15 protein-coding genes are annotated in these 15,034 nt (G+C 70.3%); 3 read left to right on the top strand and 12 right to left on the bottom strand.

Annotated elements, in window-relative coordinates:
* Positions 1 to 9: 9 nt before the first annotated feature.
* Positions 10 to 369 carry a transposase gene (locus K4G22_RS13570; RefSeq protein ID WP_228080485.1) on the bottom strand — a complete coding sequence of 120 codons (360 nt, stop codon included), beginning with the start codon at positions 367 to 369 and terminating at the stop codon, positions 10 to 12.
* 153 nt (positions 370 to 522) lie between these two features.
* Here K4G22_RS13570 and K4G22_RS13565 point away from each other — a divergent pair, with 153 nt between their 5' ends.
* Both K4G22_RS13565 and K4G22_RS13560 read left to right on the top strand, forming a co-directional pair.
* Positions 523 to 1,599 (top strand): LLM class flavin-dependent oxidoreductase, encoded by a 1,077-nt coding sequence (locus K4G22_RS13565; protein WP_228080484.1) that lies wholly within the window; start codon positions 523 to 525, stop codon positions 1,597 to 1,599.
* 182 nt (positions 1,600 to 1,781) lie between these two features.
* The gene (locus K4G22_RS13560) at positions 1,782 to 2,036 is read left to right on the top strand and encodes a LysR family transcriptional regulator (protein WP_228080483.1); all 255 of its coding nucleotides are present in this window, start codon (positions 1,782 to 1,784) and stop codon (positions 2,034 to 2,036) included.
* 136 nt (positions 2,037 to 2,172) lie between these two features.
* On the opposite strand, the gene K4G22_RS13555 is transcribed toward K4G22_RS13560, so the two are convergent.
* The 7 genes from K4G22_RS13555 to K4G22_RS13525 form a co-directional block, all read right to left on the bottom strand.
* Positions 2,173 to 2,382, bottom strand: coding sequence for an MbtH family protein (locus K4G22_RS13555; RefSeq protein ID WP_228080482.1), 210 nt, complete (start codon positions 2,380 to 2,382; stop codon positions 2,173 to 2,175).
* Positions 2,383 to 2,426: 44 nt separating this feature from the next.
* Positions 2,427 to 3,131: an NADPH-dependent FMN reductase gene (locus K4G22_RS13550; protein WP_228080481.1), complete on the bottom strand. Its 705-nt coding sequence runs from the start codon at positions 3,129 to 3,131 to the stop codon at positions 2,427 to 2,429.
* Positions 3,132 to 3,189: 58 nt separating this feature from the next.
* Entirely contained in the window at positions 3,190 to 4,056 is an 867-nt protein-coding gene (locus tag K4G22_RS13545; RefSeq protein WP_228080480.1) for an ABC transporter permease, read from the bottom strand.
* Positions 4,053 to 5,036 carry an ATP-binding cassette domain-containing protein gene (locus K4G22_RS13540; protein ID WP_228080479.1) on the bottom strand — a complete coding sequence of 328 codons (984 nt, stop codon included), beginning with the start codon at positions 5,034 to 5,036 and terminating at the stop codon, positions 4,053 to 4,055. Before K4G22_RS13540 ends, K4G22_RS13545 begins: the two co-directional genes overlap by 4 nt.
* 703 nt (positions 5,037 to 5,739) lie before the next feature.
* The gene (locus tag K4G22_RS13535) at positions 5,740 to 6,837 is read right to left on the bottom strand and encodes a DUF4185 domain-containing protein (RefSeq protein ID WP_228080478.1); all 1,098 of its coding nucleotides are present in this window, start codon (positions 6,835 to 6,837) and stop codon (positions 5,740 to 5,742) included.
* 28 nt (positions 6,838 to 6,865) lie between these two features.
* Entirely contained in the window at positions 6,866 to 7,855 is a 990-nt protein-coding gene (locus tag K4G22_RS13530; protein ID WP_322785156.1) for an alpha/beta hydrolase, read from the bottom strand.
* Positions 7,856 to 7,980: 125 nt separating this feature from the next.
* Positions 7,981 to 9,003 carry an ArsR/SmtB family transcription factor gene (locus K4G22_RS13525; RefSeq protein WP_228080476.1) on the bottom strand — a complete coding sequence of 341 codons (1,023 nt, stop codon included), beginning with the start codon at positions 9,001 to 9,003 and terminating at the stop codon, positions 7,981 to 7,983.
* Between the two features lie 446 nt (positions 9,004 to 9,449).
* Here K4G22_RS13525 and K4G22_RS13520 point away from each other — a divergent pair, with 446 nt between their 5' ends.
* Positions 9,450 to 12,755 carry a type ISP restriction/modification enzyme gene (locus K4G22_RS13520; RefSeq protein WP_228080475.1) on the top strand — a complete coding sequence of 1,102 codons (3,306 nt, stop codon included), beginning with the start codon at positions 9,450 to 9,452 and terminating at the stop codon, positions 12,753 to 12,755.
* Positions 12,756 to 12,764: 9 nt separating this feature from the next.
* Here the strand turns inward: K4G22_RS13520 and K4G22_RS13515 are convergent, their stop codons facing one another.
* The 4 genes from K4G22_RS13515 to K4G22_RS13495 form a co-directional block, all read right to left on the bottom strand.
* Positions 12,765 to 13,151 carry a hypothetical protein gene (locus tag K4G22_RS13515; protein WP_228080474.1) on the bottom strand — a complete coding sequence of 129 codons (387 nt, stop codon included), beginning with the start codon at positions 13,149 to 13,151 and terminating at the stop codon, positions 12,765 to 12,767.
* Positions 13,152 to 13,489: 338 nt separating this feature from the next.
* Entirely contained in the window at positions 13,490 to 13,906 is a 417-nt protein-coding gene (locus K4G22_RS13505) for a PIN domain nuclease (protein WP_228080473.1), read from the bottom strand.
* The gene (locus K4G22_RS13500) at positions 13,903 to 14,094 is read right to left on the bottom strand and encodes a type II toxin-antitoxin system VapB family antitoxin (protein ID WP_228080472.1); all 192 of its coding nucleotides are present in this window, start codon (positions 14,092 to 14,094) and stop codon (positions 13,903 to 13,905) included. The genes K4G22_RS13505 and K4G22_RS13500 overlap by 4 nt, the downstream gene beginning before the upstream one ends.
* Positions 14,095 to 14,370: 276 nt before the next feature.
* Positions 14,371 to 14,904 (bottom strand): hypothetical protein, encoded by a 534-nt coding sequence (locus K4G22_RS13495; protein WP_228080471.1) that lies wholly within the window; start codon positions 14,902 to 14,904, stop codon positions 14,371 to 14,373.
* Between the last annotated feature and the right edge of the window lie 130 nt (positions 14,905 to 15,034).

Here is a 15,034-nt window from a genome sequence, read left to right as displayed (position 1 = left end):
GGGGGTGGTTCAGCGCGTTCCCTCGCCCGCCCTGGCGGCGGCGGCCAGGGCGACGGCCGAGGCCCAGTCCGCCTCGGCGCGCGCCCATGGCGCCTTCCGTGCGTCCCGCCGCAGGCGGGACCACACGTCGGCCTCGCTCCAGGCGGTGAACCGCCGGTGGGCGGTGGCGGGCGAGACGCCGAACGTGGCCGGCAACCGGCGCCAGGCGCAGCCGCTGGTGACCACGTACACCACGGCCGCGAACACGGCCCGCTCGTCCAACGGCGCGGTCCCGCCGCCCTGCGGGCGCGCGGGGAACGGCGGCAGCAGCGGCGCGACCAGCTCCCACAGCTCGTCGGGCACCAGCCGCAGCGACAGTTCGACACCCACGGCCAGCCATCATGCCGCACGCTCCGGCCACATGGGACAAGCACTTGATCCGGCGGCCGTGAACCGACTTGACGACGCCAGCTTCGCTGGAAACCGGAGGTAGTCGAACCGGCCGGCCGCAAAGGCTGATTCGCTGCCGCAGAGGAGGATCCCGTGGAATTCAGTCTGCTCTATTTCGCGAACAACGAGACCGAGGAACATGACCGCTATCGGCTGTTGTTGGACGGTGCCCGCTTCGCCGACCGGCAGGGATTCGCCGCGGTCTGGACGCCCGAGCGGCACTTCCACCCCTTCGGCGGTCTCTACCCCAACCCCTCGGTGACCAGCGCGGCGGTGGCCGCCGTCACCGAGCGGGTCGCGGTGCGCGCCGGCAGCGTGGTGGCGCCGCTGCACCACCCCATGCGGATCGCCGAGGAGTGGTCGGTCGTCGACAACCTCTCCAACGGCCGGGCCGGCATAGCCTTCGCCTCCGGCTGGAACGCGGCGGACTTCGCGCTGCGCCCCGAGGCGTACGAGGACCGGAAGAAGACGCTGGTCGAGACGATCAACACGGTGCGCCGGCTGTGGGCCAGGGAGTCGATCACGCTGACCGACGGCTCCGGCAACCCGGCCGAGATGACCATGTACCCGCCGCCGGTGCAGCCGGAACTGCCGGTGTGGCTGACCAGTTCCGGCACCCCCGAGACCTTCGCCCTCGCCGGCGAGCACGGCTTCGGCATCCTGACCCATCTGCTCGGCCAGGAGGTCGAGGGGCTGAGCCAGCGCATCGAGGGCTACCGCGGCTCGCACCGCGCGCACCAGCCGGGGGCGGCGAACGCCGGCCATGTGACGCTGATGCTGCACACCTTCGTCGGCACCGACCGGGAGCAGGTCAGGGAGACCGTGCGGGAGCCGTTCTCCCGCTATCTGGCCAGCTCCTTCGACCTGGTGGTCCGGGCCGCCGAGGCGATGGGCGCCGAAGGGGTCCAGGCCTCACGGCAGTTGCGCGACATGAGCGAGGAGGACCTGGCGTTCCTGGTCAGCCAGGCATTCGACCGCTACTTCGACACCAGCGGCCTGTTCGGCACCGTCGACGACTGTCTGGGGATGCTCAAGCAGTTGAAGGACGCCGGCGTCGACGAGGTGGCCTGCCTGGTCGACTTCGGGGTCGGGACCGAGGAGGTCCTCGACAGCTTCCAGCACCTGGGGCGGCTCCACGACGCCTGGCGGGCGATCGAGCGGGGCCACTGAGCCACCGCGCGAGGCCCGGGCGGGACCTGCCGCGTCCCGCCCGGGCCCACCGCTGTCCGAAACCTGACACCGACCTGCCGGCCGCCGAAGATCCAGCAGTTTCCTGCCGGGCACGTTGGAGCCCTCAGCGCCATGCGTTGCAATGGACCCAGGAACGCATGTTGCAGGGAGCGGTGTGTGTCATGCATGAGAGAGAGTTTCGCGCTTTCGTCTCGATCGCCGAGATAGGGCGAATGGACGAGGCGGCCGTCGCGTTGAAGTACTCGCAGTCCGCCATCAGCTACCAGGTCAAGTGCCTGGAGCAGTCGTTGGGGACCCAGCTGTTCACCCGTGACTCCGGCGGTGCCAGGCTCACCCAGGAGGGCAGGATGATCCTGCCCTCCGCCCGGGCCGTCCTGGCACTCATGGACACCATCAAGGTGAGCTGTACCCCCTGAGCCGAACGCGCCGGGCGGTGGCCGGCCGGCACCGACCGCGGTGCCGCGCCGCCCACCACCCGTCGCCGAGGGCCGGTACGTCAGGGGCCACGCCGCCCCACCGCACCGGCCTCGACGCGCGCCCGGGAGGCGGGCCTCAGCCACCCATGGCGTCGACCAGGCTCTTCGGCCGCATGTCGGTCCAGTTCTCGTTCACGTACTCCAGGGCCTGCTCCCGGGTGACCTCGCTGAGCGCGACCGTCCAGCCGGCCGGCACCTCGGCGAACGAGGGCCAGAGGGAGTGCTGCCGCTCGTCGTTGACCAGGACGTGGAACGTGCCGTTCTCGTCCTCGAAGGGGTTCGTCATGGTGCTCCTTCTCTCGTGCTTCTCCTCGGTGGCTGCCGGGCGTCTCAGCGGCCGGCAGCCATGGCGGACCACTGGACGTCGGCCCCGGCCGACAGGCGTGTGCGGACGTCGGAGTCCGGCGTGCCGATCCGCTCCCGCTGCGCCGACTGGCGCAGCGCCCTGGTCATCTGGGCGAAGCGGAGCGCGTGGTTCATCTGGGCGAACTCGACGACCTGGGTGCCGAGTACCCGCAGCTGGTTGTGCAGGCTCGTGTCGGCGAACGTGCCGTCCGCCTCGAAGACCCCGGCCTCGGTGTTGATCGTCACGCCCAGCGGCGTCGGCCAGCCACGCAGCGCGTGCGCGGTGTCCCGCAGCGCGGCCAGGGCCGACGCGGGACCCTGCCAGCCCTGCCCGACCGAGAGGCAGCCGACGGCCCGGTCGGTGAAGTACGGCCGGTCCGCGCCCCTGAGGTCCTCCACATAGTCCAGGGCGTTCTTCACCAGCCCGGAGATGGTGCCGTGGTAGGCCGGGGTGGCCAGGATGATCCCGTCGGCCTGGGCGATCTGCCGCACCAGGTAGCGGGCCCGGTCGCTGCGCAGCGCGACATTCGGGTCGTACAGCGGCAGGTTGAGCTTCTCGCCCGCGATCATCCGCGTCACGGCGCCGCGTTGCTCCGCGGCCTCCAGACACACCCGCAGGGCGCGCTCCGTCGTCGATCCTGCTCGCGGCGAACCCCCCAGGCCGAGCACCACTATGGCGTCATCAGTCACGATCCATACTCTCCGATCCCAGTGCGCGGGGGAAGGACGCCGCGCGCCCGTCCTGACGTCAGTTGGACACCGCGCGCCGGTAGGCGCGGGAGGCGAGCGGTATGGTGATCGCCAACACCAGCAGGGGCCCGATCACCGCGTAGGGCAAGGGGTTCTGCATGACGGTGGCGCTCTCGTCGGTGACCGCGGTCGGGTTGCCCCACAGCTCGCGGCAGGCGCTCACCACCGAACTGATCGGGTTCCACTCGGCGATGGTGCGCAGCCAGCTCGGCAGGTTCGTCAGCGGGAAGAACGCCGACGACAGGAACGCCAGCGGCATCGTGATGAACGCCGCGATGGAGCTGACCGCCTCGGCGTTGCGGACCACCAGGCCGATCAACGCGCCCACCCAGGCCACCGAGTAGCCGAGCAGCAGGATCAGCCCGAACGCGGCGAGGGTCTTCCACACCCCGTTGTGCGCCCGCCAGCCGATCATGAGGCCGACCACGGTGATGCCGACGCACGACATGATCGTCAGCACCAGGTCCGAGACCGTGCGGCCCACCAGGACCGCCACCTGCGACATCGGGAGGGAACGGAACCGCTCGACCAGGCCGTTCTCCAGATCGGTCGAGACCCCGACGGCCGTGGTGCCGATCCCGGCGAGCATCATCTGCACGAAGATGCCGGCCATGATGAACTCGCGGTAGTTACCGCCGCCCGGCACCGTCATCGCGCTGCCGAACATGTAGCCGAAGACCAGCACGAAGGCGATCGGCATCACGGTGACGCCGATCAGCTTCTCCGGCGTCCTGGCGATGTGCTTCATGTGCCGGCCGATCAGCGCGATCGAGTCCGCCACCATCTCCTGCACGACCCGCTGCGGTCGCGGTTCCAGGCTCACCGGGACGGGGGGCGGCGCCTGCCGCTGCACCGTGTCCGTCATCGTGCGACCTCCGCTGTGGTGCCGGGCTCCGGCGCCTTGGGCGCGCCCGGCTGGCCGGTGAGTTCCAGGAAGACGTCGTCGAGCGACGGCTTGCGGACGGAGAAGTCGAGGACCGTCAACCCCGCCTGCTGCAACGCGGTGGACGCCGCCGCGATCCCGGCGAGGCCGTTCTCCAACGGGGCGGAGACCCGGCAGTCGTCGTCCTCGGCGACCGGCGCCGGGAACCCGACGCCCTGGAGGGCCTTCACGGCGAGCGGAAGGGACTCCACCGAGGCGAAGGTGATCTCAAGCCGCTCACCGCCGACCGTGCGCTTCAGCTCGTCCGGGGTGCCCTCGGCGACCCGAAGACCCTTGTCGATGACGGTGATCCGCTCGGCCAACTGGTCGGCCTCTTCGAGGTACTGAGTGGTCAGCAGCACCGTCACGCCCTGCCGCACCTGCTCCCTGACCATCCCCCACAGCACGGTCCTGCTGCTGGGGTCGAGCCCGGTGGTCGGCTCGTCGAGGAAGAGCACCGGCGGGCTGGCGATCAGGCTGGACGCCAGGTCGAGACGGCGCCGCATGCCACCGGAGTAGGTGGAGACCCGGCGGCTGGCCGCGTGGGTCAGCTCGAACTGCTCCAGCAGCTCCTGGGCCCGCCGCCTCGCGGTCGGCCGGCCGATATGGAAGAGCCTGCCGATGAGTTCCAGGTTCTCCCGGCCGGTCAGCCGCTCGTCGAGAGCGGCGTACTGGCCCGTCAGACCGATCCTGCGGCGCACCTCGACCGGATTCCTCGCCACGTCGACACCGGCCACCGTGGCCTCGCCGCCGTCCGCTCTGATAAGCGTGGCGAGAATGCGGACGGCGGTGGTCTTCCCGGCGCCGTTCGGGCCGAGCAGAGCGGTGACGGAACCGGATCGGACGGAAAGGTCAACGCCCTTCAGCGCCTCGTGTTCGCCATATCGCTTTCGCAGTCCACGGGCGGCTATCGCGACATCCATAGGTTCCCCTCCTGGCCGACTCCCGCCGAATTCCCAGCGGGGAAAACATGCGCACCGGATTGCCGCCATTCCCGGTCAGCGCCGGATGTCGCTTTTCGTCGGCCGACCTTAGCGTAGGAGCGGGCATCGGCGGCGGGGCCGGATTTCAATTGTTTGATCTGCGGTGCGGGGTGAGGGGAAGCCCGCCCGGCCAGCGCTGATCTGCTTTTCTCCCGGTTCCGACGTACTCGGGGCTGAGATCTGGATCACCCGATTTGTGGCCGACGCCGGCGGTTCCGCGGACCCCACCGTGGCCGGGGGGAGCGCGGCGCGGTGGGCCACCGCCGCCGGCGACGGCCGGCCAGCGGCCGGCCCACCGGCCGGTGGGCCGGGGAAAACGCCTGGTGGGGCGGGTGGTTCGGCCCCCGGCCCGGGGCGGCGCCCGGGCCGCGCCCCCGCGTCGGGCGCGCCCGGCGGCCCCGGCCGGCGGCCCGGCGGCCCCGCCCCGCCGGGGCGGAGCTCCCGGGCCCGGGCGCCGCAAAAGGTTTTGAAGTGAACGACCAGGCCGCGCCACCCCTTCGGGGCCCGTCGACGCGTGCCCCTCGCCGCCGTGCCCCAGCGCGCGCCACCACAGCTCAGCGGGTAGCCGGCCGGCCGTCGTCCAGCGCGCGCCAGTCGGTGCCGACGGCGTTCCAGCCCGTCAGCCCGTCAGCCCGTCAGCCCGTCAACTTGTCAGCCCGTTCACGCGGTACTGCATCACCCGGTAGTTCTGGTTGTCGTACCACTGGCTGACGGCGATATGGAGATCGCTGAGGCTCGACCCCGGAACGATGAAGCCGCCGTACGGGCTCGCCACGGCGTTGCCGGTCTCCCGCCCTGGCACCGTGGGGACGATCATGGTCTGTTCCGGGGTGGTGAACAGGTTCGATGTCGGCACGGCGAAGATCTGCGCCCTGATGTCGAGCGGACTCATGTTGAGCCAGGTGAGCGCGTACCTCCCGGCCATGGCCCGGAAGCAGATCTCGCCCCAGCGGCGCGCGGCCGTCACGGATGTCGGCGGACGGCCCCACGCCCAGCCGCCGTCCGCGTACCCCCACGGCTCGTACGCCGCCGGGTTCCCCAGGTCGTCCTGCGGGACCCGGTGCAGCAGCAGCGCCGAGGTCACCTCGCGGTTGAAGACCGTCGAGAGGACATAGCAGTAGCCGTCGTCGGCGACCGCGTAGGTCTTCTGCTGGAACTGCCCGCCGTACTGGTCGCCCGGCCACTGGCAGAGGTAGTGCCAGGTCTCACCGTTGTCGTCGGAGCGCCAGAAGTCCGTGTGGTGGGTCTGGTAGATCACCCCGCGCATCAGGTGCATGTACATCGTCGACCCGACGGTGAAGACATCGGACGGGATGGCGGTGGTGCCGCCCGTGTGGCCCTCGGGGACGAGGCCGACGGCGCGGGAGCCGCCCACGCTGCCGTCGATCAGGAGCGAGTCCGGCGCCGGATTCGACGAGCGCAGCCCCACGGGCGACCGCCAGTCGGGGCCGCCGACGCCCCCGCCGTCGAAGGTGTCGCCGCAGACGAAGAGCATCGAGCCGTCGGGGCAGCGCGCCGGTATGCCCAGGTCGGTCCAGGGCGCGGCGAACCGACCGGTCTGCGCCGGCCCCGTGAGGTCGCGCACCTTCGCCCCGGAGACCAGCGGCCCGGCCGCCGCACCGGGACCACCGGCGCCGACGCCCACCACGGCGAGCCCGCCGACCGCGCCGGAGCGCAGCAGCGCCCGGCGGCTCGGACCGGCGGACCGGACGGCACGCGGGGGGTTGTTCGATCCATGCATGACGGGACTCCCGGGGGTCGTGGGCACGTCAGGCCTTTCGGAGCCGGGCGACGATCCCGTCCAGATCGCGGAGGAACAGGTCCGGGCGCACGAAGTGGCCGCCCGCCGGCTCGTGCCACTCGTGCGGAATCCCCGCCGCGCCGAGCACGCCGCGGAACTCCCGCTGGCCCGCCAGGACCTGGGTCTCGTTGACGGTGTCGAACCAGTTGACCGGGTCGGGGCTGGTGCCGGCCACCAGGAACACCCGCTTGTCGCGGTAGCTCTCCACCCGCTGCACCGGGTTGTCGGCACTGACCCGCGCCTCGTCCCACAGCGGCGCCCCGTAGACCGTGCCGCCGCCCAACTCCACGGCGGCCGAGGAGACGTTGGCCCAGTGGGTGACCAGGCCGAAGTCCCGGCGCAGGCTGGCGGGCCCGGAGTGGGAGCTCACCGAGGCGAAGTGCCCGAAGTACTTGGCCGCGTACTTCAGCGCGCCGAACCCGCCCATGGAGAACCCGGAGACCGCGCGGCCGTCGTACTCGGCATAGGTCCGGAAGTTCGCGTCGACCCACGGCAGCAGCTGCTCGATATGGAAGAACTCCCAGTTGCGGGGGCCCACGTTGGTGCTGACCGGGTTGGAGTACCAACCGGCGCTGCCTCCGTCGGGCATCACCACGATGAGTGGCTTCCCCGCGGTCCAGGCGCGGATGCCCATCCGGTCGAAGGTGATGAAGTCCTGGTCGACGCCGCCGCCGTGGAAGAGGTACAGGACGGGATATCTGCGCCCCGAGGTGTGGTAGCCGTCCGGGAGAAGGACGTTGACGCCGGGGTCCCAGCCGATCTCGTCGGTGGCGAACCGGAAGTACCGCATCCGGGCGTCGCGTTCGTCGCTGTCGACGATGCGCAGGCCGAAGCCGTCGCCGACCGCGTGGGCCGGGGACGCCGACGCCAGGAGACCGGCCCCGCCGACGGCCGTCATCGCGGTGATGCCGGCGGCGGCCTTCAAGGCACCTCTGCGGGTCGGACGCTGCGTGCTCAACATGACCTCCGGGGGGACGTGGGCTCGGACGCGCGGCACCGCGCCGGTGTGCGCGTGACCGGCCCTGGGCGGGAGGCAAGCGTGCTGCCCCGGCCGGGACGGGCACAAGAGACGTAAGCCCAGGCTTACATGGGCGTCGCCTCGGCCCCTCCCCGCCCGGCGCCGTGGTCGTCGGCGGTCAGCAGGGCGCGCCCCTCGGCCGTCGCGAGGTGGAACGCGCGCCCCACCGTGCGGACCGTGGTGATCAGCCCCGCGGCGCGCAGCACGTTCATGTGCTGGCTGACCGCCGGATGCGTCACCTGGAGCAACCGCGCGGCCTCCACGGTGGAACAGCCGGTACGGGCGGCCCGCAGCAGCTCCGCGCGGGTCCTCCCCAGGAGGCGCCCGAGCGGATCGCGGCCCGCGACGGCCCTCGGCCCGGCCGCCCCCGACGCCCAGCCGGCCGTGTGGTGGATCGGATGCACCAGGACGGGCGGCAGCCTCCCGTCCGCCAACGTGGTCGGGGTCGGCCAGCAGAAGAACGACGGCTGGAGCAGCAGCCCCCGGCCCGCCAGATACAGGTGCTGATCGACCGGATAGGCCACCTCAAGCACGGGCGGGCACCAGCGGGTGCCGGGGCCGAGCCCCGCCAGCAGCCCCTCGGTGCCGCCGTCCATCAGACTCTGCAACCGCCGTGCGCGGTCCGCCTCGACATCCGCGCGGACGTGCGCCCAGTGCGGGAGGAGCGCCTGTGCCTGGTAGGCGTGGAGGGCGTCGCCCAGCTGGACGAGGGTGTCCGCGTCGCCCTCGGCGAGCGCGCGCGTCCAGCCGGGCAGCCGGGTCGAGGCGGCCAGCCGCGTCAACTCCGTGCGCAGCCGGGGGCGTGGCGTCCCCAGCAGGGTGTCGATGGCCGCCCGGAGGGTGGTGCGGTCACCGGATGTCGGGGTGAGGAAGTCGGGGGAGTAGCCGTATGGCGGCAGCAGGGGGGAGAGCAGCCGCCGGCTCTGCGGCAGCCGTGGCCGCGCCCATCGACGCCAGGCGCCGAACACCCGCTCCCCGTCGCTCCGTTGCAGCGTCTGCACGCTGTTGGTGATCTCCCACAGGAAGTCAGGCCCCGGGGCCACCCTGACCCGCGCCAGGTCCTCGGGCGTGAAGTGGATTCGCAGCATGGACGCTCCATCGGGACCACCGCCGAGGAGCCACACCTCGCCCCTCCGACCACCAACCACCACACCCACGACGACCGACAACGACCACCCCCTACCCGCCACCTCCCGGGTGTATGCCCCCACCAGGTCGGTGCTCCCGGCCATGTGAACGGGTCCCGTGTCGGCGCCCAGACCTCGTGCTCCCAGGTGTCGAGATGTTCCCGACAGTGGGTGTGGTCGTTGCGCTCGGCGTGTTCCCGAGCTCCGTGTTCGCGAACTCCTCGGGCCACATCAACCGGGGCAGGGTGATAGGCCGAGTGGATCGTAGAAGACGTGGGGTTTGTGTACGTGGGTGACCGGGTTCGGGGCGGGCACCAGGCCACGGATCCCGCCCAACGCCCTCTTCCCCCCAACGCCGGGCAGTAGCTAGCCTGCTCGGCAGGGTCACCGATGATGTCTGGGGGAAGATGTCCGGTTCGGCGCGCACCTGGTTGCTCACCGCAGTCGCAGAGTTCGGCCGAGAATCGCAACGGAAACTATCTGGTGGTGGCAGCCCCGAGGCGTCGATCCGCGGGCCCCTGGAGGGTCTGCTGCGGACTGTCGGCGAGCACCATCAACAGCCGGAGATCAGCTGGCACGACGAGTACCCTGTCGCCGAGTTGGGAGTCCGGCTCGACTATGTCGTCCGCGCGGCAGGCGAACTCACCGGGTACATCGAACTGAAACGTCCCGGTCTATCGATCGATCCTTCGACGTTCCGCGGGGCCAACAAGAAGCAGTGGGAGCGGCTGCGCGATCTGCCCAACCTGCTTTACACCAATGGCACGGACTGGCGCCTCTACCGGCACGGTCATCCGGTCGCCGAGGCGACGTTCACGGGTGGGCTGGCGGTCATGGGCGGCAAGCTCGCCCCCTCGGACCCCGATGCCTTCGACGCGCTCCTCAAGCAGTTCCTGCTGTGGCGCCCCATCGCGATCACCAATGTCGCGCGGCTGGTCCAGCAGGTGGCGCCGCTCTGCCGACTTCTGCGCGGCTCCGTCCTCGAACAGCTCAGCGCCGAGGCGAAGTCGTCCGCCCCGCCGCAGGATTTTCGGGTGCGACCGTTCACAGGTCTCCGCAACGACTGGCGTCAACTCCTCTTTCCCACAGCCGACGAAACGACGTTCGCGGACGGCTACGCCCAGACCGTTGCCTTCGCGCTGCTGCTGGCCCGCGCCGAGGGGCTGCTCCAAGAGGACTCCACGCTGCATGACGTCAGCCGTCGGCTGGACGCCGGGCACGCGCTGATGGGCCGCGCGCTCGACCTGCTCACCGGACATGTCGGTGAACGGTTCGCTGTCAGCCTGGAGTTGCTCAAGCGCACGGTGGCGCGTGTCGACTGGTCGGCGATCGAGTACGGCAACAAGGACGCCTATCTCCACCTCTACGAGCACTTCCTCGACGTCTACGATCCTGGCCTGCGTCAGAGGAGCGGTTCGTACTACACGCCCCGCGAAGTCGTGACGGAGATGGTCCGCCTCACCGAGGACATCCTGATCAGCAGGCTTGGGCACGCCGAGGGCCTCGGGTCGGACGAGGTCCGTATCGTCGATCCGGCGATGGGGACGGGGACGTTCCTGCACGCCGCCATCGAGCGCGTCGCCGCGCGCGCTGAGGAACGGCAGGGCTGTGCCATGCGCCCCGACGCGGTCGCACGGTTCGTCGGCCGGCTGCACGGGCTGGAGTTGCAGATGGGCCCGTACGCCGTGGCGGAGCTGCGGACGACCGTGTTGCTCAAGAGGTACGGAGTGCATGTCCCGGCCGACGGGCCGCACTTGTACGTCACCGACACGCTGGACAACCCGCACACCGAGACCGACTATCTCCCGTCCACCTATGACCCGATCTCGGACTCTCGCCGGCGCGCCAACCAACTCAAGGCGAAGGTGCCCGTGACCGTCGTCATCGGCAACCCGCCCTACGACGACAAGGCGGAGAACCGGGGCGGCTGGGTGGAGAAGCGGGAGGCGCGCGACGACGTTCCACTCCTGGAGGACTTCCGACTGGCGGGCAACGGCAGGTACGAGCACGTCCTGAAGAACATGTACGTCTACTTCTGGCGGTGGGCGACGTGGAAGGTCTTTGACGCGCATCCCGAAGACCAGCACGGTGTGGTCTGCTTCATCACGCCCTCGGGTTGGGCGACCGGCCCCGGTGGGCGGGGCATGCGGGACTACATCCGGCGTACCTGCGACGAGGGGTGGATCATCAGTCTCAGCCCGGAGGGCCAGCGGGCGGATGTCGGCACCCGCGTCTTCCCGGGCGTCGCCCAGCCGTTGGCGATCTGTGTCGTCGTTCGCCGGGCGGGGGCGATGCGCGGGCCGGAGCATCGGGCCACCCTGCACTACCGGTCGCTGTCCGGGCGCCGAGCGGAGAAGTTCTCACAGCTGCGCCAGGTGCGACTGGACGACGACGGCTGGCGACCGGTCCATTCCGGCGCGACGAAGCCGTTCACACCGCGTACCGAGTCGGGTTGGGACGACTACCCGGCGCTCGGCGACCTGTTCCCGTGGGGCAGCCCCGGGGTGAAATCCAACCGCGCGTGGGTCAGCGCGCCAAGCCCTGAGACGCTCCGTCGTCGCTGGCGGCGACTCTTCGCGGAGACCGACCCGGAACAGCGGTCCGTGCTCTTCAAGGAGACACGCGACCGCGCCCTGTCGCACTTCGCAGGCACTTCGGCGACCGGAAACGACCAGGTCACGACATCGAGTGGTGCGGAAGAGCCGGAGGTTGTCCGCTACGCGCAACGCAGTTTCGACCGACAGTGGCTGATCCGGGACTTCCGCGCCGTCGACTTCCCGCGCCCCGACCTCTGGTCGGCGCTCAGCCGGGAGCAACTGTTCCTCAACCAGCAGTCGTCTCAGGCGATCGAGTCCGGGCCGGCGGTGGTCGCGACCCATCTGATCCCTGACACCCACCACTTCAACGGTCGCGGTGGTCGCGTGATGCCGCTGTACCACCCGGACGGCTCGGCCAACGTTCCCCACGGGCTGCTCACCTGTCTTGCCCGTGCCCTGGAACTGGGGCGTGTGCCGGTTGCCGATCTTGCCGCCTATGTCGTCGCCATCACCGGACACCGGGGCTTCACCGATCGCTTTCGCGAGGATCTGCTCACCCCGGGCGTTCGTGTCCCCCTCACCCGGGATCCGGAGTTGTGGCACCGGGCTGTCGGGATCGGCCGGGAGGTGCTGTGGACATCCACCTACGGCGAGCGCTTCGCTGACACGGAAGCCGGGCGCCCCCGTGGCAGTGTCGAGTTCGTCCATGGGGACCACCGGCAGGTGCGCTACGACGTCCACATCGGCACGGCGGTGCCGGAGCACGTCTACCACGACCTCGGCACGGCGACACTCCACATCGGGGAGGGCACTCTGGCCCCTGTCACCGATGAGATGTGGAACTACGATGTCGGCGGGATGCCTATCGTGCGGAAGTGGTTCGGCTACCGCAAGGCGTCGCCCAGCAGCAAGCGGTCCAGTCCGCTGGACGACCTCCACGTGGAGAGTTGGCCTGGTCAGTGGACCATCGAGTTGATCGAACTCCTCTCGGTGCTTCGCCGGTTGACCGAACTCGTCCCACATCAGCAGGAACTCCTCACCGACGTGCTCGCCGGCCCCGTGATCTCGCGGGGTGACCTTGCCTCAGCAGCGGTACTGCCACCAGGGAAGGCCGCGACCCGAGCTCGGGCGCCGTCCTCAGAGACGCTCTTCACGGCGGAAACCGAAGGGGCTTGAGGGCGCCGTTCAGCGCGTTCCGTCCATTCGGTTCTGGGCGTCCTCCGGCGGCAACGCTCCCTGCGCCATGTCACGAACACAGCCGGCGAAGCGTCGTGCCGCCCCGCCGTGCACGTCCGCGAAGTGTGCGATACGGCTGAGCAGGAGCTCCAGCCGCTCGGCCTCCGCCCGGTAGAACACGGCGGCGCCGAACGCCGTCACGCTGATCTCGCCAGCCGTCGTGCGCACCAGACCCACCGGCATGCCCGCCAGCGTGCGGCGAAGCAGGTCCGGGTCCAGCCCTCTGGCGGTCAGCAACGCCGAGGCCGTTTCACTGCCGTCTGGGGACGGAAGGTTCGTCCGCACCAGCTCCCTGAGCAACTGATGCTGTTCCTCTTCCAGTTCGATGTACGGCACGGGCCCGGAGTGATCCATACCGGATGCCTAGCACACGGGGACGACAGGCCCGGGCGCCACGTCCGCTCGTTCCGCCCGCTGATCGACATCGTGGCTCGATACGCGTTGGACGGTGGCTACCACGTCGTGCTGGAGGGGATCCTCCTCGCCGCGCACTACGAGGTGATGCTTGACGCTCCGCGAAGCGATCATCGAGGGCGGACGCATCGCCTCTGTCTCCAGGTGGCGTTCGACGAGACTCCGCGACGTCATTCCACCAATCACCCGCCGTTGACGACCTTTGGTGACCGCGGTTGGTCGTTCTGCCGGGAACGCGTCGGGCGGTGCGGGATCTCCGGTCAGTCGGCCGTGCCGGGTTCGGCTACCCATCGATGCGGTTGGCCGGTGATGGCGGCGATCTGCTCGTAGTCCTCGTCGTAGTGCAGGATGCTCACGCCATGCCGCTCGGCTGTCGCGGCGATCAGCAGGTCCGCGGTGGACAGGGCGCGGTGGTTGCCCTTACGGATGGCTTGCACCTGGACGTCCAGGGTCCGGTCCCACACCTCGTCAGGGCACGGCAGGTAGTCGAAGCCGCGCAGCAACTCGCGGATCATCTCCGCTTCACGGGCGTTGCGGGCGGAGTACAGCATCTCGACCTCGACTACTCCGGTGACGGCGAGGAGGCCGCGTTGCACGAGCGGGTCGAGAAAGGCCCGGACCCCTGGCTTGGTACGGCGGGCCAGGGCGGACTTGTCGAGCAGATAGCGCACGGTCACGCTGCCCGGGCGTCGTAGGTGAGGTCGATCTCTCCGCTGTCGATGGCGTCCATGAGTGCGACCCGCTTGTGCAGCTTGATCGTCTCGTCGATGGCACGCCGAACAGCCTCAGCCTTCGTCTTTGCCCCGTACAGGCGCATCAGCTCTTCGGTCGCCTGGTCGTCCAGGTCGATCACGGTCCTCGACATGCATTCCTCCTTGTTGTGGACGATACCTAAACGATATCGCAGTCGCCGGTTCCAAGGTATCGAATCGGTGGTCGGGGCGCATGGTCAACGCCATCCCTCTCGCTTACGCGGCCCGGCCGGGACGCCCTTCCGGTCCATAGCCGGCGCCTCTGGCTGATTCGCGACGACTTCGGCTGCCGTGCGGAGAGTAGCCGGTTGAGTGCGGGGATCGACCAAGACGTCGAGGGCCACGCGTCTGCACCAGCCGGGCCCGACGGCGCGGAGGTACCCGGCCGGTCAGTTGTCGGAGTGGGGGTGTGGTCGGCCGCTGTGGCGCAGTCGGAGTCGGCGCCGGGGATGTGAGCGAAGCACCGGGTGGAGGTCCCAGCCCCGCTCCGAGGCGGCGCGCACGACGTAACCGGCGCCCGCGCCTCGGAAGTAGTGCACGCCGAGTTCCAGGTCGCGGTCGTACCCGTGGGAAGTCTCCACCCGCCGGGTGCTCCTGCTGACGCGGCGGTCCACTCGTGCCGTGTAGTACGTCGTGTCGCCCTCGCGCACCAGCGCCACCGGGGTCACGCACCAGCGTGGGATGAACGGGACCCTGCCCAACGTGGCGTCCAGCATCCTGATCGCGCCGGCCTCGGTGCGCGGCAGCACGTAGACGACCAACTGGACCACCGAGGCCAGGCCGTAGCAGCAGATCGCGAGGAGGATCCACATCACCCACCACAGCGGCAGGACCAGCAGGGTCAGGGGGAGAAGCAGCAGCCAGCGCAGTGCGGCTGGCCGGACGGGGAGCGGCCCCCAGGCCGGCTCGTCGTAGTCGTGCACGGTTCCCCCGGGTTGGTCATGGCCTCGACGGCCCGCCGGCGAGTCTACGCCGGGCCCGCCCCGGCCGGCACGGCGAAGCCGGCCCCGCGCCGTCGCCGCCCCCGCCCGGTGGCGGGGCAACCGCGACCGA

The organism is Streptomyces profundus, assembly GCF_020740535.1.
Classification (GTDB): Bacteria; Actinomycetota; Actinomycetes; order Streptomycetales; family Streptomycetaceae; genus Streptomyces; species Streptomyces profundus.
This window is presented reverse-complemented; position numbering and strand designations above follow the sequence as displayed.